Source organism: Enterobacter cloacae complex sp. 6730903 (assembly GCF_048283985.1).
Taxonomy (GTDB): Bacteria; Pseudomonadota; Gammaproteobacteria; order Enterobacterales; family Enterobacteriaceae; genus Enterobacter; species Enterobacter hormaechei_C.
Map to the genome: position 1 here is coordinate 1 of NZ_JBLVXX010000017.1, position 19,779 is coordinate 19,779.

Genomic DNA, 19,779 nt, shown 5'->3' on the forward strand with positions numbered 1-19,779 from the left:
GAGCGGGCGCCGGGGCGGCTCCTCCGGCGGGGGCGGCCCCCCCCGCCCCCCCCCCCCCCCCCACCGGGCAACAATCGCCCCCCTTGTCCAAAACGCGACAGCGATTGTCAGTTCCGATAAAGCAGCGCGCCTGAAATCGATTCACGATAGTGAAAAGACAACAGGAGCGCACCATGCTGAACACACCCGCCGACAAATACCAGCCTTACCCCACCCTTTCGTTGCCCGACCGCCGCTGGCCGGAGCAGATTATCACCCGCGCCCCGCGCTGGCTCTCGACCGACTTACGCGACGGTAACCAGGCGCTGGCCGAGCCGATGGACAGCGCGCGCAAGCTGCAATTCTGGGATCTGCTGCTGAGCTGCGGGTTTAAAGAAATAGAAGTCGCCTTCCCGTCCGCCTCGCAGACGGACTTCAATTTTGTGCGCCAGCTGATTGAGGAGAACCGCATCCCGGATGACGTCACCATTCAGGTGTTAACGCAGGCGCGGGACGATCTTATCCGTCGCACTTTCGACTCCCTGCGCGGCGCGAAGCAGGCCACCGTTCACCTGTATAACGCCACCGCCCCGCTGTTCCGCCGTCTGGTATTCGGCATGGAGAAAGCGCAAATCGTCGAGCTGGCGACGCGCGCGACGCGCCTGATTCGTCAGCTGTGTGAAGAGAACCCTGACACCCGCTGGCAGTACGAGTACTCCCCGGAAACCTTCTGCTTTACCGAACCGGAGTTTGCGCTGGAGATTTGTGAAGCCGTGGCGGAGATCTGGCAGCCGTGCGCGGCGCGTCCGATGATCGTCAACCTGCCCGCGACCGTCGAAGTGAGCACGCCGAACGTCTATGCCGACCAGATCGAGTATTTCTGCCGCCACTTCAGCCGCCGCAGCGACGTCTGTATCAGCGTACATCCGCATAACGATCGCGGAACGGGCGTCGCCAGCGCGGAGCTGGCCGTCATGGCCGGGGCTGACCGCGTGGAGGGCTGCCTGTTTGGTAACGGTGAGCGCACGGGCAACGTCTGCCTGGTGACGCTGGCGATGAACCTCTACAGCCAGGGCATTAGCCCGAATCTGGATTTCAGCGATATGAATCGGGTGGTTGAAACGGTAGAAACCTGCAACCAGCTGCCCGTCCATCCGCGCCATCCGTGGGCCGGTCGTCTGGCTTACACCGCCTTCTCCGGCTCGCACCAGGATGCCATCAAGAAAGGTTTCGATGCCCGTAAGCCTGGCGAACGCTGGGAGATGCCCTATCTGCCCGTCGACCCGCAGGATATTGGCTGTACCTATGAAGCGGTGATCCGCGTGAACAGCCAGTCAGGAAAAAGCGGAAGCGCCTGGCTTATTGAGCAAAACCATGGTCTGAAATTGCCTCGCGCCCTGCAACAGGATTTTAGCCAGCACGTGCAGCAGGAAACGGATAACCATGGAAAAGAGATGACGCAGAATGCGCTCTGGCAGCTGTTCCGCGCCCGCTACGGCCTGGTGGCGAGCCCGCCATTAGCGCTGCAATCGTACCGCAGCGACAGCCAGCAGGACGGCCAGCTGCGGCTGACGGCAAGCGTCGCCACGCAAGGGGGCACCCGCCAGCTGGAAGGTCAGGGGAACGGTTTGCTCTCCGCCGCCGCTCACGGCTTAAGCCGCTGGATCAACGCGCCGTTTGTGATTAAGGATTATCACGAACATACGTTAGGCGAACGTAGCGACAGCCGCTCGGTGGCCTATATCCGCTGCCTGTTCCAGGACGGGACCAGCCGCTGGGGCGTGGGCATCGACAGCGACGTGGCGCGCGCGTCGATTCAGGCGCTTTTTAACGCGGTCAGTCATTCCTGAAGTAATCGCTGGGTGAGAGACCCATCACCCGACGAAACATTGCCGTAAAGGCGCTGTGGCTGCCATACCCCAGATCCAGCGCCACGCGTAATACCGGCTGGCCCTGCGCCAGCCGCACTAAGGCTTCCAGCAGTCGCGCCCTTCTCACCCACTCGCCGTAGCTCAGGCCTGTCTGCTGCTGAAAATGACGGTTCAGCGTGCGTTCGCTCATCCCCACAATACCTGCGGCCTGGGCGCTGCTCCAGCTTTCTCCCGGGGCCATTCGAATCTGCTGGCAGAGGTGGCGCAGCGCTTCGCTTTCCGGCTCGGGCAGGTGAAACGGCAGTACCGGCATGAGGCGAATTTCATCGAGGATCAGCTCATAAACACGTTCATCGCGGCTTCCGGGTGCGTAAGATTCAGGAAGCGTAAGGGAGGTCAGGATCAGCTCGCGCAGCAGGGGCGAGATCTGCACGATCTGGCAGGTCGCCGGGAGATCGGCGCGCGCCAGCGGGTCGATAAACAGCGTGCGGGCGGCAACGTTGCCGGTGATGCGCAGGGCGTGCTGCGTACCCGCAGGTAGCCAGACGCCGCGACCGGGCGGCACCACCCAGCAGCCGGATGCGGTATCCACCCGCACGACGCCGGTGAGGCTGTGCAGGAGCTGCGCGCAGTCGTGCTGATGCCACGGCTCGCTGTCGCCATGAGCATAATCATGCGAAAACGGCACAAGCGGGCGATGGGTAAAGGAGAAGGTGGTGGTTGTCGTCATCAGGATTGTAGGCCCGGTCAGCGAAGCGCCACCGGGCATCCACAGGCACGATACTAAATGTGCAGTTCCTGAAGTTTTTCTTTTGGCAGGGTCAGCTCGTCATTGCTGTTTACACGAACATCACGTTCGATGATATGACGGGCAATCTCCTGAGCTTCTTCCAGAGAGTGCATCTGGTAAGTGCCGCACTGGTAAACGTTCAGCTCAGGGATCTGGTTCTGCTCTTTCACCTTCAGCACGTCTTCCATCGCTGCTTTCCACGCATCCGCGATGCGTTTCTCATCAGGCTGACCAATCAGGCTCATGTAGAAACCGGTGCGGCAGCCCATCGGAGAGATATCGATGATCTCCACGCCGTTGCCGTTCAGGTGGTCGCGCATGAATCCGGCGAACAGGTGTTCCAGCGTGTGAATGCCTTTCTCTGGCATCACTTCTTTATTCGGCACGCAGAAGCGCAGGTCGAAAACGGTGATCGTGTCGCCGTGCGGGGTGTTCATGGTCTTCGCCACGCGGACTGCGGGTGCTTCCATACGGGTATGGTCGACAGTAAAGCTATCTAATAACGGCATACGTCACCTCCGATAGTGATTTTTTTTAAAATAAACTGAACTCTTCTACAGAATGCGCGTCTGAGTATATGAAAGACGCGCATTTGTTATCATCATCCCTGAATTCAGAGATGTATATTTTGGCCACAGCGATGTGGCCTTTTTCTTTTGGTTCAGGCCTGCTTCGCCAGAAACGCCTCAAACGACTCCGTATCCGCCGCTTCGACCTCTTTCTGACGCACAACGGACGCATCGCGCTCTGCCACAAAATCCGCTTCGCTCAGGATCTCTAACGGCTCCTGCATCAGCATCTCACGGTACTCCGCTGAGAGTGAACGCCCTGTGCCACCAATTCCCTGCTCAATCATAGAACGCAGAATACGTGCTGAGAATGTCAGTTCCGGGTTATCAAAGCTTTCAACCAGTTCGTCGCAGACCTTCTGGTAAGCTTCGCCGCCGTACACGCTGTCCAGCGTCTGGGCTACGCGCTTCAGGTCATGGAACAGATCCTTCCCTACCTTAGACAGTGGGAACTGAGCCGTTTCACAGCCAATACCTAACGTCAGACCCGGCTTGCGCCCTTCCAGAATCACGCGATTCCAGTTGGCACGGGTACAAAGCAGTTCGTCGGAACTCATTTCCGGCGCATCCGCCAGGACGCACCAGACCATAAACAGGTCAAGGAAGCGAACCTGCTGCTCGTCAACGCCAATCGGTGAGAACGGGTTGATATCCAGCGAGCGCACTTCAATGTATTCAATCCCGCCGCGCTGTAGCGCATCCGACGGCGTTTCACCGCTGCGCGTCACGCGCTTCGGACGAATCGGCGCATACAGTTCATTTTCAATCTGCAACACGTTGGTGTTAATTTGCAGGCGTTTACCGTCTTTTTCGAGGCCGATTTTTTCGTACTCTTCCGACGGGGTTTTTATCGCCCGCTTCAAGCCTGCCACATATTCGTGCAGATCGTTAAACGTAATTCCGAGATTGCTTTGCGATTTATTGGTATAGCCAAGGTCGCTCAGGCGCAGGGAAGTCGCGTACGGCAGGTAATACATGCCACATTCGGTCTTCTCGAACGGCAGCGTGGTCGGTTTCCCTTGCAGGAACGATGAACAGATGGCCGGGGACGCGCCGAACAGATACGGAATAACCCAGCCAAAACGGTAGTAGTTGCGGATCAGGCGGAAGTAGCCCGCGGAGATCGCTTCTTTATCCGTTTCACCGCATTTCGCCTGCCAGAACGCCATCGGCAGAGAGAAATTGTAGTGCACGCCAGAGATCGTCTGCATCAGTGCGCCGTAGCGATTTTTCAGTCCTTCGCGATACAGCGTTTTCAGCCGACCAATATTCGAGGTGCCGTACTGCGCCAGCTCGATATCCTGCCCCTGCTCGATATAGCACGGCATGCTGAGCGGCCACATACGCTCGTCGCCAAGATTGCGGGCGGTGAAGCGATGCACGTCGCGCATGATCGTCAGCATATGATCAATATCACCGTCTACTGGCGTGATGAACTCCAGCAGCGCTTCGGCGAAATCGGTTGTGATCCATTTATGTGTCAGCGCCGAGCCTAACACCTTCGGGTGTCCCGTAGTCGCTAAGCTACCATCCGCATTTACGCGCAGCGTTTCGCGCTCAAGCCCACGCTGAATCCCCTTCAGTGCCTGAGGGTGATTTTCCAGCCAGGCCAGCGCCTGTGATACGTCCGGGATCAATTTGACCTCCCGCCTGTCAAAAAATTGTCACTCAGCATAATTGTAATGGTTGACGATTGAAGGTCGCGAATTCATTCCACCAATTAGTGCCACCACGTCATACCCTGTAGTGTTACCCATGCCAGTAAAACATAGCGTAACGCCTTGCCAAGGCACAAAAAAAAGAGCACCGGTCCCCAGGAGATGCGCATCCATCCCGCCAGCAGACACAGTAAATCGCCTATTACAGGCATCCAGCTTAATAACAGCGTGGCAGCGCCATAGCGTTTTAGCCAGCCCACTGCCTTTTCCTGCCAGCGAGATTTTTCGCGTAGCGGAAAGAAACGTCCAAGAATAACGTTAGTCAGCCCTCCAAGGCTATTACCCATTGTTGCTATTAAGACCAGCAACCAGGGCTGACTTACGCCGGACAACAGCATCGCCACCAGCACCACTTCCGAATTCCCCGGTAAGAGGGTGGAGCTTAAAAAACTGCTGGCGAATAATGAAGCGAGTGACAGCGCGTCACTCACAGTAAGCGAACGTCCACCGCCGCCATTCCGGCATCACGCGCGGCCTGAATGCCAAAATCAGCATCTTCAAACACCACGCATTTTGCAGGTGGAACACCCATTAATTCTGCACAGAGCAGGAAGGTATCCGGTGCGGGTTTGTGATGTTTAACATGATCGGCAGCAACGACGGCAGAAAAATAGTGGCGCAGGCCAAGGTGGTTGAGGAGCGCTTCAGCAATCGCGCTCTCGCTGCCCGTACCGACAGACATAGGACGACGCCCATGCCACTCCTTGACGACGTCAATGAGTGGTAAAGGCTGCACGGTGTCTAACAGTATGGCTTTTACCGCGTCGGTTTTTTCACGCGCGAGCTGATGCGGGTCGAGATCGGCCTGATTCAGCTCAATCACGGCCTGTGCGATACGCCAGGTGGGCGATCCGTTGAGGGCAATCATCGCCTGTAAATCGAAACGCATACCGTAACGGCCCAGGACTTCGGTCCAGGCCTGACGATGTGTGGGTTCGGTATCCAGGAGGGTGCCGTCCATGTCGAAGATCAAACCGTCATACTGTGCGTACATCGTGCTCTCGCTAAACGATTAACAAAGCATTACTTTATCGTAAAAGGGGATTTTTGTCGCTGACAGAGAGAGTGATTGCTGACGAAACGTCGAAGGAATAAACAAAGGGGGAGAATATGGTGCATCCGGGAGGATTCGAACCTCCGACCGCTCGGTTCGTAGCCGAGTACTCTATCCAGCTGAGCTACGGATGCATCGGGGAAATGCTTTTAGAAACAGTAAATGGTGCATCCGGGAGGATTACTCGGCTGCGCCTCGCCCTTCGGGCCGTTGCTAAAGCAACGTTATCCTCCCTGGTGCTTGCGATTAACTCGCAGACCTTGAAACAACAGTATCGCTGTTATCTCGGAGAATATGGTGCATCCGGGAGGATTCGAACCTCCGACCGCTCGGTTCGTAGCCGAGTACTCTATCCAGCTGAGCTACGGATGCATCAGGGAACTGCTTTCAGAAATAGTAAATGGTGCATCCGGGAGGATTCGAACCTCCGACCGCTCGGTTCGTAGCCGAGTACTCTATCCAGCTGAGCTACGGATGCATCGGGATTTACTACTGTACTGCTCGATATTCATATCACTTCGAAAGCAATATGAAGTAATAGATGGTGCATCCGGGAGGATTCGAACCTCCGACCGCTCGGTTCGTAGCCGAGTACTCTATCCAGCTGAGCTACGGATGCAAAATGGCGGTGAGGCGGGGATTCGAACCCCGGATGCAGCTTTTGACCGCATACTCCCTTAGCAGGGGAGCGCCTTCAGCCTCTCGGCCACCTCACCACACAACGCCTCTTTCGAGTGCTTCGAGCAACTCGTTAAGAGCTTCTCGTCGCTGCGTGGCGCATATATTACTTTCTGAGACTTATAAGTCAAACAATTTTCCACATGCTTTTTTCGTTTGCACAATTCGCACGCAATTCGCATGTAAAAGCCGCAAAGAGAGTGTTTTATAAGCGGATTTTGCAGGCATCTTCACAGAATTGTGTTGAGAGAAGCGCGTCTTTTAGGTGAGATAAGATTATAAGAGTGGTCAAAAACGAAGCGTTTGAAATAGAACGGTAACTTTATGCAGGAAAAATAGCAGGAGGGTTGCGTCTCGCCCGACAGCGAGACGCGACAATATCAGTAACTGGACTGCTGGGATTTTTCAGCCTGGATACGCTGGTAGATCTCTTCACGGTGGACAGATACTTCTTTAGGAGCGTTAACACCAATACGTACCTGGTTACCCTTTACCCCTAAAACTGTCACGGTGACCTCATCCCCAATCATGAGGGTCTCACCAACTCGACGAGTCAGAATCAGCATTCTTTGCTCCTTGAAAGATTAAAAGAGTCGGGTCTCTTGTATCCCGGCATTATCCATCATATAACGCCAAAAAGTAAGCGATGACAAACACGTAAAGTGTAAGCAGTCACGGCATCACATTCTGTTAAACGTAAGTTTAGCCGATATACACAAACTCAACCTGACTTTATCGTTATCGATAGCGCAGTGAGCAAGACGCCATAACGTTACCGCTATGGCGTCTGCTTGTGCTTTGTAGTTATTACAGTTTCGCGCTTACCCAGCTTTCAACGCTGGCTAATGCCGCGGGAAGTGCCGCCGCATCCGTACCACCGGCTTGCGCCATGTCCGGACGACCGCCACCTTTGCCACCCACCTGCTGGGCGACCATGCCAATCAGTTCCCCTGCTTTAACACGATCCGTCACATCCTTAGAGACGCCCGCAATCAGAGAAACCTTACCCTCTGCGACCGTTGCCAGCACGATAACCGTCGAACCAAGCTGGTTCTTCAGATCGTCGACCATGGTACGCAGCATCTTAGGCTCAACGCCCGCCAGATCGCTGACCAGCAGTTTGACGCCCTTAATGTCTACCGCTTTGCTGGAGAGGTTTGCGCTCTCCTGCGCCGCAGCCTGTTCTTTCAGCTGCTGGAGTTCTTTTTCCAGCTGACGGGTACGATCCAGCGCGACACGCACTTTTTCGCCCAGGTTCTGACTATCGCCTTTCAGCAGCTGCGCGATCTCGTGCAGTTGGTCGCTCTGCGCATGCAGGCTGGCAATTGCGCCCTCCCCGGTCACCGCCTCAATACGACGCACGCCTGCCGCCGTCCCCGACTCGGAAACGATGCGGAACAAGCCGATGTCACCGGTGCGGGATGCGTGAGTACCACCACACAGTTCGGTAGAGAAGTCGCCCATGCTCAGCACGCGAACGCGGTCGTCATATTTCTCGCCAAACAGCGCCATCGCACCTTTCTTCTTCGCTGCCTCGAGATCCATGATGTGGGTTTCGATTGGCAGGTTACGGCGGATCTGGGCATTCACCAGGTCTTCCACCGCACGAATTTCAGACGGCTTCATCGCTTCAAAATGCGAGAAGTCGAAACGCAGCACTTTGTCATTAACCAGAGAACCTTTCTGGGCAACGTGCGTACCCAGCACTTCGCGCAGGGCTGCGTGCATCAGGTGGGTTGCCGAGTGGTTCAGACGAATGCGCGCGCGGCGAGCTTCGTCAACGTTGGCCTGAACGCCCTCGCCCACTTTCAGAGAGCCGGAAACCAGTTTGCCCTGGTGACCAATTGCCTGACCGTATTTCTGGGTATCGCTTACGCTGAAGCTGAAGCCATTGCCTTTCAGTTCGCCTTTATCGCCAACCTGGCCGCCCGATTCCGCATAGAACGGCGTTTTATCCAGGATAACAACCGCGTCCTGACCCGCGCTAATGCTGTCTACGGCTTTACCGTCAACAAACAGCGCGGTCACGTTGCTGGTCAGGGCCAGCTCTTCGTAGCCCTTAAATTCAGACGCGCTATCAACGCGGATCATCGCGTTGTAGTCCGCGCCAAAACCGCTGGATTCACGCGCACGACGACGCTGCTCTTCCATTGCGGCTTCAAAGCCTGCTTCGTCAACTTTGATGTCGCGCTCGCGGCAAACGTCCGCCGTCAGGTCAACCGGGAAGCCGTAGGTGTCGTACAGGCGGAAAGCGGTTTCGCCATCCAGCGTGTCGCCCTTGAGTTTCGCCAGCTCGTCGTCCAGCAGCGCCAGACCGCGCTCCAGCGTACGGGCAAACTGCTCTTCTTCGGTTTTCAGAACCTGTTCAACCTGCGCCTGCTGGCGTTTCAGCTCGTCACCGGCAGAGCCCATCACGCCAATCAGTGGCCCAACGAGTTTATAGAAGAAGGTGTCCTTCGCGCCCAGCATGTTGCCATGGCGGATCGCACGACGAATGATACGACGCAGCACATAGCCACGGTTTTCATTCGACGGGATAACGCCGTCAGCAATCAGGAACGCACAGGAACGAATATGGTCTGCGATAACGCGCAGTGATTTGTTGCTCAGATCGGTTGCGCCCGTTACCTCAGCAACGGCTTTGATCAGGGTGCTGAACAGGTCAATCTCATAGTTGGAGTTAACGTGTTGCAGAACGGCCGCGATACGCTCAAGGCCCATACCGGTATCTACGGACGGTTTTGGCAGCGGCTCCATGGTGCCGTCGGCCTGACGGTTGAACTGCATGAAGACGATGTTCCAGATCTCAATGTAGCGATCGCCATCTTCTTCCGCGCTTCCCGGAGGGCCGCCCCAGATGTGGTCGCCATGATCGTAGAAGATCTCGGTGCACGGACCGCAAGGGCCGGTGTCGCCCATCTGCCAGAAGTTATCAGACGCGTAAGGCGCGCCTTTGTTGTCACCGATACGGATGATACGTTCGCGAGGGATACCCACTTCTTTTTCCCAGATGTCGAACGCTTCGTCATCGGTCTCATACACGGTCACCCACAGACGCTCTTTCGGCAGATTGAACCAGTTTTCACCGGTCAGCAGTTCCCACGCGTATTGAATGGCGTCGTGTTTGAAATAGTCGCCGAAGCTGAAGTTACCCAGCATTTCGAAGAAGGTGTGGTGGCGCGCGGTGTAACCGACGTTTTCCAGATCGTTGTGTTTACCGCCCGCACGCACGCAACGCTGTGAGGTTGTGGCGCGGGAATAATTACGCTTGTCGAGACCAAGGAACACATCCTTGAACTGGTTCATCCCGGCGTTGGTAAACAGCAGAGTCGGGTCATTGTTCGGTACCAGGGAGCTGCTGGCAACAACCTGGTGTCCCTTACTATGGAAAAAATCGAGAAACGCCTGACGGATCTCAGCGGTGCTCTTGCTCATAATTATCCTGAAATCAAGCTAACGAAATGTCGCAGCAGATCTGTATCTGTAAACAGTTGGACGGACCAGCTACTGGAAAAAGTGGGAATAAGATAAGTTTTCTTTAGTGGGAAGTAAAATCCCGCATGCGTTCAATCGGTAAAATTACGCCAGATATCCTGAATATCTTCCATCAGGAAGCCGCGGTAGAGCAAAAAGCGCTGGATTTTAACTTTTTCTGAAAATTCACGCGGCAGCGGCTCACCGTACTTTCTTACCGCCTGCTCACGCGCCAGTTCGCACCAGTCAATTTCACTTTCGCGCATGGCTTTTTCAATCGATTCACGGGCGACGCCTTTCTGGTTCAGCTCCTGGCGGATACGCGCTGGCCCATAGCCTTTACGACCACGGCTGGCAAGAAAGCGAGCGGCAAAACGGCCGTCATCCAGATAGTGATGCTCATAGCACCAGGCAACCACGCGGTCATAATCTTCCGCGGTGGCATCAATGTCTTCCGGACCGTTTTTGCTCATGACGGGCGCTGACAGTTTCCGCCGCAGCTCCTGTTCGCTATGGTCACGCACGGCAAGAATACGCACGGCCCGATCCAGCAAGCGTGAGTAGGCTGGTCGGCGTGATGTCGGTTCACTCATAAAAAACCTGTCGATTCAGAAATGCAAAAAGGGCCGCATCAGCAGCCCTTCATTTTTATCCGAGAGGATTAAAAGTCTTCGTTGGTTTCTTCAGCATCCGCGCCGTCGACCACGAAATCAGGTTTAGAGTCCTGGTTGTTCAGCAGGAGTTCACGCACCTTCTTCTCAATCTCTTTCGCCGCCGCCGGGTTCTCTTTCAGCCAGGAGATAGCATTCGCTTTACCCTGACCAATCTTGTCACCGTTGTAGCTGTACCATGCGCCCGCTTTTTCAATCAGCTTCTCTTTCACGCCCAGGTCAACCAGCTCGCCGAGGAAGTTGATACCTTCGCCGTAGAGGATCTGGAACTCAGCCTGTTTGAACGGTGCTGCGATTTTGTTCTTCACAACCTTCACGCGGGTTTCGCTACCGACTACGTTATCCCCCTCTTTCACCGCGCCGATACGGCGGATATCCAGACGGACAGAAGCGTAGAATTTCAGAGCGTTACCACCGGTGGTGGTTTCCGGGTTACCGAACATTACACCAATTTTCATACGGATCTGGTTGATGAAGATCAGCAGCGTATTGGACTGCTTCAGGTTACCCGCCAGCTTACGCATCGCCTGGCTCATCATACGTGCCGCGAGGCCCATGTGAGAGTCACCGATTTCACCTTCAATTTCCGCTTTTGGCGTCAGCGCCGCAACGGAGTCGACGATGATCACGTCAACCGCGCCTGAGCGCGCCAGCGCGTCACAGATTTCCAGTGCCTGCTCGCCGGTGTCCGGCTGGGAGCACAGCAGGTTGTCGATATCAACGCCCAGTTTACGGGCATAGACCGGGTCCAGCGCGTGCTCGGCATCGATAAACGCACAGGTTTTACCTTCGCGCTGTGCCGCCGCAACAACCTGCAACGTCAGGGTGGTTTTACCCGAGGATTCCGGACCGTAGATTTCTACGATACGGCCCATCGGCAAACCGCCAGCGCCCAGTGCGATATCAAGAGAAAGCGAACCAGTGGAGATAGTTTCCACATCCATGGAACGGTCTTCACCCAGGCGCATGATGGAGCCTTTACCGAATTGCTTTTCGATCTGGCCCAGTGCTGCCGCCAACGCTTTCTGTTTGTTTTCGTCGATAGCCATTATTACTCCTGTCATGCCGGGAGAAGCAACTGCGCTTCACCATGGACTTCTGTTCTGTTGAGGCAATTATACTGTATAGTCATACAGTATCAAGTATTTTGTAGAAATTGTTGCCAGAGCGTTTTTAACGCGTATTCCGTTGCCTGACGACGCACGCTTTCGCGATCGCCGCTGAAGCATTCCCGGCGGGTGATCCCTTCACCTTTTGAGGTGGCAAAGCCAAACCAGACGGTGCCGACAGGCTTCACGTCGCTGCCGCCGTCCGGCCCCGCGATACCGCTGATGGAGATAGCGTAATCTGCGCGCGCCTCTTTTAGCGCGCCAATCGCCATCTCGATTACCACCGGCTCGCTGACCGCGCCATGCTGCTCAAGCGTGGCTTCACGCACGCCAATCATCTGTGCTTTCGCCTCGTTACTGTAGGTCACAAAGCCGCGTTCAAACCAGGCGGAACTGCCAGCAATATCGGTAATCGCTTTCGCCACCCAGCCGCCGGTGCAGGATTCTGCGGTCGTGAGAGTCGCGCCGCGTTGTTTCAGCGCCAGCCCCACCACTTCGCTTAGCTGCATCAATTCATGGTCAGTCATTCTCGCTCCAGGCCTTAGAAAAACATGCAGCACAAGATAGCACTTTCTCATCAAATATGGGGATGGGCGTCGGGTTTTACGAGGGGGCTTCAGAAAAAAGCCGATGCGGGCGCACCGGCCAGAGAGACGCTTATTTCATGCTGTTAGCGAGGGTGTCCACATTGTGGCGAAACGCCTTGACGTAGGTGTCCGCCACGCCGCCCTTCGCGGACAGCGCTTCCGGGTAAAGTTCACCACCCGGCTGGGCGCCCGTGGCGGTCGCAATCTGCTTCACCAGGCGCGGGTCAAGCTGGTTTTCCATAAACCAGGTTTTCACGCCGTCAGCTTTAATCTGATTGATGATCTCCGCTACCTGCGCCGCGCTGGCTTCACTCTCAGACGACAGCCCCTGCGGTGCCATAAACGTCACGCCGTAGGCGCGGCTGAAATAGCCGAAAGCGTCGTGGCTGGTCAGCACTTTGCGCTTCGCCTGTGGGATGTCGCTGAAACGCTTTTTAGCCCAGCCGTCCAGCTGAGAGAGCTGCGCAATATAGGGTTTGCCGGTAGCTTCAAGCGCCGCCGTATCTTCAGGATCGGCCTTCACCAGCCCTGAGAGAATATTTTGCGCATACAGCGCGCCGTTCGCCGCGCTATTCCACGCGTGCGGATCGGTCACGGTTTTACCGTCCTCTTCCAGCGTGTGCGTTTTCACGCCGTCCGAAGCAACCACCAGCTGGCCTTTGAATCCGGAGGCTTTCACCAGACGGTCGAGCCAGCCCTCCAGCCCCAGCCCATTGACCACCACCACGTCAGCTTTACTCAGCGCTGCGCTGTCTTTGGGCGAGGGTTCGAAAGTATGGGGATCACCGTCCGGCCCCACCAGCGTCGTCACCTTCACACGATCGCCGCCAACCTGCTGCGTGATGTCTCCCAGGATGGAAAAGCTGGTCACCACATTAAGCGTTTTCGCCATTACGCCGTGCGTCATCATGCCGAGCGCGAGCGCCACGGCTAACCCTGTACGTTTCATCGTTTCCCCTTGCGTTAAAAAAGCGCCCGCAGGCTATCCGCCAGCCTGCTGCGCGTGCCAAATAAAACTGAAATAAAGAACAATGCGCTGGCGGTCAGCACAATGGAGGGCCCGGCGGGCAGACTCACTGCCCAGGAAAGGCTTAAGCCCAGCCACGCGCAAAAAATACCGCTGATACCCGCCATCAAAAGTAACCCTGGCAGTGTGCGCACCCAGCAGCGTGCCGCCACGGCGGGTAACATCATCAGCCCGACGGCCATCAGCGTGCCGAGCACCTGAAAACCGGCCACCAGGTTGAGCACCAGCAGCGCCAGAAACAGACCGTGTAACATCCCGGGCAGCCAGCGCGCGTTCACCTGCAACCACGCGGTATCAAACGCTTCGCTGACCAGCCCCCGATAAAAAATCGCCAGCGTGAGGAGCGTGAACATGCAAACGCCCGTCACGAAAAGAGCTGACGCGCTATCCACGGCGAGAATGGAGCCAAACAGAAGATGAAGCAGATCGACATTTGAACCGCGCAGCGACACCAGCGTGACGCCCAGCGCCAGCGAGCCCAGGTAAAACCCTGCGAAGCTGGCATCCTCTTTAAGCGGTGTGCGGCGGCTGACCAGCCCGGCCACCAGCGCAACGGCGATCCCGGCAATAAACCCGCCGACAGTCATTGCCAGCAGCGACATCCCGCTGAGCAGATAGCCCACCGCGACACCCGGCAAAATGGCGTGAGAAAGGGCATCCCCCATCAGGCTCATCCGACGCAGCTGAAGGAATACGCCCAGCGCAGTGGTACTGACGGAGAGCGCCAGGCAAACCACCAGCGCGCGCCGCATAAAGCCGTACTCAATAAACGGCTGGAAGAAGAGATGCCAGATCATGCCACCCTCACCCGCCCGGTTTTCCAGTGCGGCGTATCAGCATCCAGCCGCAACGTCTGCGGGAAGTGGCGCGAGACGCGTTCGCTGTCGTGCAGTACCGCCAGCAGGGTCTGCCCCTGCATATACATCTCCAGCATCAGATCCATCAGCACGTTGCAGGTCGCTTCATCGACGCCGGTGAAAGGCTCATCCAGCATCACCAGCGGCGCCTGCTGCACCAGAACGCGGGCAAACAGCATGCGCTGAAACTGGCCGCCGGAAAGTTCATCTATGGTAGAGAACGCCATGGACTCCAGCCCCACGCGCTCCAGCGCGCCAGCAATGCGCATGCGGGTATCCCGACGAAAACCGGCAAACAGTGATATTGCTGGCCAGCAGCCCATACTCACCACGTCCTGCACGGTCAGAGGAAATTGCGCCTCCAGCGCGTGACGCTGCGCCAGCCAGCCCACCACCGGACGTCTCCCCTGCCAGCGAAACGTACCGCTGACGGGCGGAATAAAGCCAGCGAGCGTTTTCAGCAGCGTGGATTTGCCGCAGCCGTTGGCCCCGACGATGGCGGTCATGCTCCCGCGTTCAATCACGCCGGACAGCGCGCGCGTAACGGGCTGGCGTTCGTAACCCGCCACCAGGTCGTTCATCACGATCATGGCAACGCCACCGCCCAGCGCACGGCCAGGCCGAGAAACAGAATGAGCACCAGCGCCAGCAGCAGCCGAACCGGGGATGAGAGCGAAAACAGGGACATGGAAATCTCAATTCAATAATAATGTTATAACATAACAATAATGAAAGACGATTAAGATGTAAACGGTGGGAGTGAAATGGGAGTGTGGCGAAATGTTTCTGCAAACTTCCCTCTCCCGTGGGAGAGGGTCAGGATACGGGCAGCCATGCCGGGTGGCGGCGTTGCCTTACCCAGCCTACCCGTCGGGGTAGCTTACTGGCTAAACGGTGACGCTGCGGGCACACGCGCCTGAGACACCGCCAGCCCCAGCTGCCACACCGCCATCGCATAGTGCGTGCTGTGGTTGTAGCGGGTAATGGTGTAGAAGTTCGGCAGCCCGAACCAGTACTGATAGCCGGTTCCGACATCCAGGCGCAGCAGGCTCACCTGGTCAACATTGCCCAGCGGCTGCGACGGCGTTAAGCCTGCCGCTGCCAGCTGCGCCACGCTGTATTTGGTTTTAAATCCGTTTTCCAGACCAAACGCCTCGCCGTTCGCCTGCACCGCCACCTGGCCGCCCGGCGTCCAGCCGTGCGCTTTGAAGTAGTTAGCCACGCTGCCAATGGCGTCTTCGGGATCCCACAGGTTGATGTGACCATCCCCGTTAAAATCTACCGCGTACTGCTTATAGGAGGACGGCATAAACTGGCCGTAGCCCATTGCCCCGGCGAACGACCCTTTCAGATCGAGCGGATCGTCCTGTTCGTCTCGCGCCATCAGCAGGAAGGTTTCCAGCTCGGAAGAGAAATACTCGGCGCGGCGCGGGTAGTTGAAGGAGAGCGTCGCCAGCGCATCGAGGATGCGGGTTTTACCCATAATGCGTCCCCAGCGGGTCTCGACCCCAATAATACCGACGATGATCTCCGGCGGCACGCCATAGACCTGCCACGCGCGGTTCAGGGCATCTTCATACTGATTCCAGAACGCCACGCCATTCTGCACGTTGTCCGGGGTAATAAACTGTTTGCGATAGCGCAGCCACGCGCCGTTTGGCCCGGTCGGCACCTGGGCCGTCGGCGCCTGCCTGTCCATCAGGCGCAGCACGTAGTCCAGACGCTTCGCCTGAGACAAAATGGCATGCAGCTGCTGGCGGTCAAAACCGTGCTTGCTCACCATTTTATCGATGAACTGTTCGGCCGCAGGGTTATTCGCGAAGTCGCCGCCCATCTGCATCATATTGTGCTGCGGCTCCAGCAGGAATCCTCCGGAAGGCGCGCCCGCCGTTGGTTGAGCGGCTTCGGTCTTGGGTTTGCTACTACAGGCGGACAGGAGAATAAGCGCAGGCAACAGCGCTGCATAACGACGCTTGAACATGTGGCATCCATTTAACGAGTTCGGTAAGAACCCAGTATGGTAAAGCATCCCCAACTCCTCAAGGAAGCGGTACGCACCTCCCCGACGCAAATCCGTGCTTTTTTCCACCAAAAATTATTCACCTCATCAATAAACTTTCAAGATAATACATTTTTCTTTCATTGTGAGATCTGATTAACACTTTAAAACCTTTCAAAGTGATTATTATTAGCCGCAGATAGACAAAAACAAACGCCCTACAGGAGAGAAGAATGATAGAAACCATCACCCACGGCGCCGAGTGGTTCATCGGGCTGTTTCAGAAAGGCGGCGAGGTATTCACCGGCATGGTGACCGGCATCCTGCCCCTGCTGATCAGCCTGCTGGTGATCATGAACGCGCTGATTAACTTTATCGGCCAGCAGCGCATTGAACGCTTCGCCCAGCGCTGTGCCGGCAATCCGCTGTCCCGCTACCTGATCCTGCCCTTCATCGGCACCTTTGTGTTCTGCAACCCGATGACCTTAAGCCTCGGCCGCTTTATGCCAGAGAAGTACAAGCCGAGTTATTACGCCGCCGCCTCCTACAGCTGCCATTCAATGAACGGCCTGTTCCCGCACATTAACCCCGGCGAGCTGTTTGTTTACCTCGGGATTGCCAGCGGTCTCACTACGCTGGGACTGCCGCTCGGCCCGCTGGCGGTGAGCTATCTGCTGGTCGGCCTGGTGACTAACTTCTTCCGCGGCTGGGTAACGGACCTCACTACCGCCATTTTTGAGAAAAAAATGGGCATTCAGCTTGATGAGAAAGTTCAGCTTTCGGGAGCCACAGTATGAACCGGATCCGCATAGAGAAAGGCACGGGCGGCTGGGGCGGCCCGCTGGAGTTCGACGCCATCAAAGGCAAAAAGATCGTCTACATCACCGCGGGCACTCGCCCGGCGATCGTCGACACGCTGCGCGAGCTGACCGGCTGGGAAGCGGTCGACGGCTTCAAAGAGGGTGAGCCGCCGGAAGCGGAAATCGGCGTGGCGGTGATCGACTGCGGCGGCACCCTGCGCTGCGGCATCTATCCGAAGCGCCGCATTCCGACGGTGAATATTCACTCCACGGGCAAGTCAGGCCCGCTGGCGCAGTACATCCTTGAGGATATTTATGTCTCTGGGGTGAAGGAGGACAACATCACGCTGGTGAATGGCACATCCGCGCCGCAAAAAGCGGCCCCGCGCGACTACGACACCAGCAAGAAGATCACCGAGCAGAGCGACGGCCTGCTGGCGAAGGTCGGGATGGGGATGGGGTCCGCCGTGGCGGTGCTGTTCCAGTCCGGGCGCGACACCATCGACACGGTGCTGAAAACCATTCTGCCGTTTATGGCGTTCGTCTCGGCGCTGATCGGCATCATCATGGCCTCCGGCCTCGGCGACTGGATTGCCCACGGCCTCGCCCCGCTCGCCAGCCACCCGCTCGGGCTGGTGACGCTGGCGCTGATCTGCTCCTTCCCGCTGCTGTCGCCGTTTCTCGGCCCGGGCGCGGTGATTGCCCAGGTCATCGGCGTGCTGATTGGCGTGCAGATTGGTCTGGGGAATATTCCCCCGCACCTCGCCCTGCCCGCCCTGTTTGCCATTAACGCCCAGGCGGCGTGCGATTTCATCCCCGTCGGGCTATCGCTGGCCGAAGCACGCCAGGAGACCGTGCGCGTGGGCGTCCCCTCCGTGCTGGTGAGCCGCTTCCTGACGGGCGCGCCAACGGTGCTGATTGCCTGGTTTGTCTCCGGCTTTATTTATCAATAAGAGGTTCCTGCCATGACCGTGATTTACCAGACCACCATTACCCGCATCGGCCAGAGCGCGGCCGATGCGCTGAGCGACCAGATGCTGATCACCTTCCGCGAAGGGGCGCCTGCGGATATCGAAGAGTTTTGCTTCATCCACTGCCACGGCGAGCTGAACGGCGAGCTGAAGGCCGGTGGCCAGCTGGAGCTGGGCAAGGCGCGCTATGCCGTAACCGCCGTCGGTGAGGTCGCCGAGCAAAACCTGCGCGAGCTGGGGCACATCACCTTGCGTTTCGACGGCCAGCCGCGGGCGGAGTATCCCGGCACGGTTCACGTTGAGGGGCCGGTTCCGCAGGCTGTCACCCCAGGCTGCACGTTAAAATTTATTTCGTAATAAAGGAGAGACACATGAGTCAGGTTGCCGTTGTCATTGGTGGGGGACAAACCTTAGGCGAGTTCCTCTGCCATGGGCTTGCCGCAGAGGGCTACCGCGTGGCGGTCGTGGATATTCAGAGTGAGAAAGCCGCCCGCGTAGCGGACGCCATCAACACTGAGTTTGGCGAAGGGATGGCGTATGGATTTGGCGCCGACGCCACCAGCGAGCAGAGCGTGATGGCGCTGGCCCGCGGCGTGGATGAGATTTTTGGTCGCACCGATCTGCTGGTCTACAGCGCGGGGATCGCGAAGGCGGCCTTTATCAGCGATTTCGAACTGGGGGATTTTGATCGCTCGTTGCAGGTGAATCTGGTGGGCTATTTCCTCTGCGCCCGCGAATTTTCCCGTCTGATGATCCGCGACGGTATTCAGGGTCGCATCATTCAGATCAACTCAAAATCGGGGAAAGTGGGCAGCAAGCACAACTCCGGCTACAGCGCGGCGAAGTTTGGCGGCGTCGGGCTGACGCAGTCTCTGGCGCTGGATCTGGCCGAATACGGGATTACCGTGCACGCGCTGATGCTGGGTAACCTCCTGAAATCCCCGATGTTCCAGTCCCTGCTGCCGCAGTATGCCGCCAAACTTGGCATCAAAGCGGAGGACGTCGAACAGTACTACATCGACAAAGTGCCGCTGAAGCGCGGGTGCGATTATCAGGACGTGCTGAACATGCTGCTGTTTTACGCCAGCCCGAAAGCCTCGTACTGCACCGGGCAGTCGATTAACGTTACCGGTGGGCAGGTGATGTTCTGATCGAGCGGCCTGATGCCCTCACCCTAACCCTCTCCCACGGGGAGAGGGAACAAAACAAGGAGCCGATATGGTCACTGCACTCATCACCGTCGCCGCCCTCGCCTGGCTTTGCCAGATGGCGTTTGGCGGCTGGCAAATCCGTCAGTTTAACCGCGCCTTTGATGCCCTGTGTCAGAAGGGACGCGTGGGCGTCGGGCGTTCCGGCGGACGCTTCAAACCGCGAGTTGTCGTCGCTGTTGCGCTGGATGAAAACAATAAGGTCTGCGATTCCCTCATCATGCGCGGCGTAACGGTGTTTGCCCGTCCGACCAAAATCCAGGCGATCAACGGCATTTCGCTGCATGAATTACAACCTGATGTGATCTTCCCCCATGATTCACTCTGTCAGAATGCACTATCATTAGCGCTTAATCTGAAACATGGATAATTTCGTTGTGAAAGTTATAAACTTGCGGAATTATCATTTCGCAACGT

Annotated in this window: 20 protein-coding genes and 5 tRNA genes; 6 read left to right on the plus strand and 19 right to left on the minus strand. The window is 57.0% G+C overall.

What is annotated here, in order from left to right:
- Positions 1 to 173: 173 nt before the first annotated feature.
- The gene (gene leuA, locus ACNQ0W_RS11190; RefSeq protein WP_062933552.1) at positions 174 to 1,829 is read left to right on the plus strand and encodes a 2-isopropylmalate synthase; all 1,656 of its coding nucleotides are present in this window, start codon (positions 174 to 176) and stop codon (positions 1,827 to 1,829) included.
- Here leuA and ACNQ0W_RS11195 read toward each other — a convergent pair.
- The 19 genes from ACNQ0W_RS11195 to mltB form a co-directional block, all read right to left on the minus strand.
- The gene (locus ACNQ0W_RS11195; protein WP_003862181.1) at positions 1,816 to 2,580 is read right to left on the minus strand and encodes an AraC family transcriptional regulator; all 765 of its coding nucleotides are present in this window, start codon (positions 2,578 to 2,580) and stop codon (positions 1,816 to 1,818) included. The genes leuA and ACNQ0W_RS11195 overlap by 14 nt on opposite strands.
- Positions 2,581 to 2,633: 53 nt before the next feature.
- Positions 2,634 to 3,149 (minus strand): S-ribosylhomocysteine lyase, encoded by a 516-nt coding sequence (luxS, locus tag ACNQ0W_RS11200; RefSeq protein ID WP_116330038.1) that lies wholly within the window; start codon positions 3,147 to 3,149, stop codon positions 2,634 to 2,636.
- 152 nt (positions 3,150 to 3,301) lie between these two features.
- Positions 3,302 to 4,846 carry a glutamate--cysteine ligase gene (gene gshA / locus ACNQ0W_RS11205; RefSeq protein WP_062933550.1) on the minus strand — a complete coding sequence of 515 codons (1,545 nt, stop codon included), beginning with the start codon at positions 4,844 to 4,846 and terminating at the stop codon, positions 3,302 to 3,304.
- 83 nt (positions 4,847 to 4,929) lie between these two features.
- A complete protein-coding gene (locus ACNQ0W_RS11210) occupies positions 4,930 to 5,358 on the minus strand; it encodes a YqaA family protein (protein ID WP_017692791.1) in 429 nt (142 codons plus the stop codon).
- Positions 5,355 to 5,921: a fructose-1-phosphate/6-phosphogluconate phosphatase gene (gene yqaB, locus ACNQ0W_RS11215; RefSeq protein WP_015571665.1), complete on the minus strand. Its 567-nt coding sequence runs from the start codon at positions 5,919 to 5,921 to the stop codon at positions 5,355 to 5,357. Before yqaB ends, ACNQ0W_RS11210 begins: the two co-directional genes overlap by 4 nt.
- A 117-nt stretch (positions 5,922 to 6,038) precedes the next feature.
- Positions 6,039 to 6,115, minus strand: a tRNA-Arg gene (locus ACNQ0W_RS11220).
- Positions 6,116 to 6,276: 161 nt separating this feature from the next.
- A tRNA-Arg gene (locus ACNQ0W_RS11225) sits at positions 6,277 to 6,353 on the minus strand.
- 29 nt (positions 6,354 to 6,382) lie between these two features.
- Positions 6,383 to 6,459, minus strand: a tRNA-Arg gene (locus tag ACNQ0W_RS11230).
- Positions 6,460 to 6,523: 64 nt separating this feature from the next.
- A tRNA-Arg gene (locus ACNQ0W_RS11235) sits at positions 6,524 to 6,600 on the minus strand.
- Positions 6,601 to 6,604: 4 nt separating this feature from the next.
- Positions 6,605 to 6,697, minus strand: a tRNA-Ser gene (locus tag ACNQ0W_RS11240).
- A gap of 342 nt (positions 6,698 to 7,039) precedes the next feature.
- Positions 7,040 to 7,225 (minus strand): carbon storage regulator CsrA, encoded by a 186-nt coding sequence (csrA, locus tag ACNQ0W_RS11245; protein WP_000906486.1) that lies wholly within the window; start codon positions 7,223 to 7,225, stop codon positions 7,040 to 7,042.
- 241 nt (positions 7,226 to 7,466) lie between these two features.
- Positions 7,467 to 10,094 carry an alanine--tRNA ligase gene (alaS, locus tag ACNQ0W_RS11250; RefSeq protein WP_062933549.1) on the minus strand — a complete coding sequence of 876 codons (2,628 nt, stop codon included), beginning with the start codon at positions 10,092 to 10,094 and terminating at the stop codon, positions 7,467 to 7,469.
- A gap of 131 nt (positions 10,095 to 10,225) precedes the next feature.
- Positions 10,226 to 10,726 (minus strand): recombination regulator RecX, encoded by a 501-nt coding sequence (gene recX, locus ACNQ0W_RS11255; protein WP_017382782.1) that lies wholly within the window; start codon positions 10,724 to 10,726, stop codon positions 10,226 to 10,228.
- Between the two features lie 68 nt (positions 10,727 to 10,794).
- Entirely contained in the window at positions 10,795 to 11,853 is a 1,059-nt protein-coding gene (gene recA, locus ACNQ0W_RS11260; protein ID WP_015571667.1) for a recombinase RecA, read from the minus strand.
- Between the two features lie 89 nt (positions 11,854 to 11,942).
- Complete coding sequence (gene pncC / locus ACNQ0W_RS11265) at positions 11,943 to 12,440, minus strand: nicotinamide-nucleotide amidase (RefSeq protein ID WP_003862172.1); 498 nt, start codon at positions 12,438 to 12,440, stop codon at positions 11,943 to 11,945.
- Between the two features lie 130 nt (positions 12,441 to 12,570).
- A complete protein-coding gene (locus ACNQ0W_RS11270; protein WP_022649141.1) occupies positions 12,571 to 13,449 on the minus strand; it encodes a metal ABC transporter substrate-binding protein in 879 nt (292 codons plus the stop codon).
- A gap of 14 nt (positions 13,450 to 13,463) precedes the next feature.
- A complete protein-coding gene (locus ACNQ0W_RS11275; protein WP_015571669.1) occupies positions 13,464 to 14,324 on the minus strand; it encodes a metal ABC transporter permease in 861 nt (286 codons plus the stop codon).
- On the minus strand, positions 14,321 to 14,974 hold the full coding sequence (locus ACNQ0W_RS11280) for a metal ABC transporter ATP-binding protein (protein WP_062933548.1): 654 nt from the start codon (positions 14,972 to 14,974) through the stop codon (positions 14,321 to 14,323). Before ACNQ0W_RS11280 ends, ACNQ0W_RS11275 begins: the two co-directional genes overlap by 4 nt.
- Positions 14,975 to 15,264: 290 nt before the next feature.
- The gene (gene mltB / locus ACNQ0W_RS11285) at positions 15,265 to 16,365 is read right to left on the minus strand and encodes a lytic murein transglycosylase B (RefSeq protein WP_169802594.1); all 1,101 of its coding nucleotides are present in this window, start codon (positions 16,363 to 16,365) and stop codon (positions 15,265 to 15,267) included.
- Between the two features lie 251 nt (positions 16,366 to 16,616).
- Between mltB and srlA the strand changes: the two genes are divergently transcribed.
- The 5 genes from srlA to gutM all read left to right on the plus strand — a co-directional run bounded on the left by srlA (position 16,617) and on the right by gutM (position 19,732).
- Positions 16,617 to 17,180, plus strand: coding sequence for a PTS glucitol/sorbitol transporter subunit IIC (gene srlA, locus ACNQ0W_RS11290; RefSeq protein ID WP_015571673.1), 564 nt, complete (start codon positions 16,617 to 16,619; stop codon positions 17,178 to 17,180).
- Positions 17,177 to 18,136 carry a PTS glucitol/sorbitol transporter subunit IIB gene (locus tag ACNQ0W_RS11295; RefSeq protein ID WP_045911262.1) on the plus strand — a complete coding sequence of 320 codons (960 nt, stop codon included), beginning with the start codon at positions 17,177 to 17,179 and terminating at the stop codon, positions 18,134 to 18,136. The genes srlA and ACNQ0W_RS11295 overlap by 4 nt, the downstream gene beginning before the upstream one ends.
- A gap of 12 nt (positions 18,137 to 18,148) precedes the next feature.
- Positions 18,149 to 18,511, plus strand: a complete 363-nt coding sequence (srlB, locus tag ACNQ0W_RS11300) for a PTS glucitol/sorbitol transporter subunit IIA (protein ID WP_017382785.1) — start codon at positions 18,149 to 18,151, stop codon at positions 18,509 to 18,511.
- Between the two features lie 14 nt (positions 18,512 to 18,525).
- Positions 18,526 to 19,305, plus strand: a complete 780-nt coding sequence (srlD, locus tag ACNQ0W_RS11305; protein WP_017382786.1) for a sorbitol-6-phosphate dehydrogenase — start codon at positions 18,526 to 18,528, stop codon at positions 19,303 to 19,305.
- Positions 19,306 to 19,372: 67 nt separating this feature from the next.
- Positions 19,373 to 19,732, plus strand: a complete 360-nt coding sequence (gutM, locus tag ACNQ0W_RS11310) for a transcriptional regulator GutM (protein WP_047052125.1) — start codon at positions 19,373 to 19,375, stop codon at positions 19,730 to 19,732.
- Positions 19,733 to 19,779: the final 47 nt, after the last annotated feature.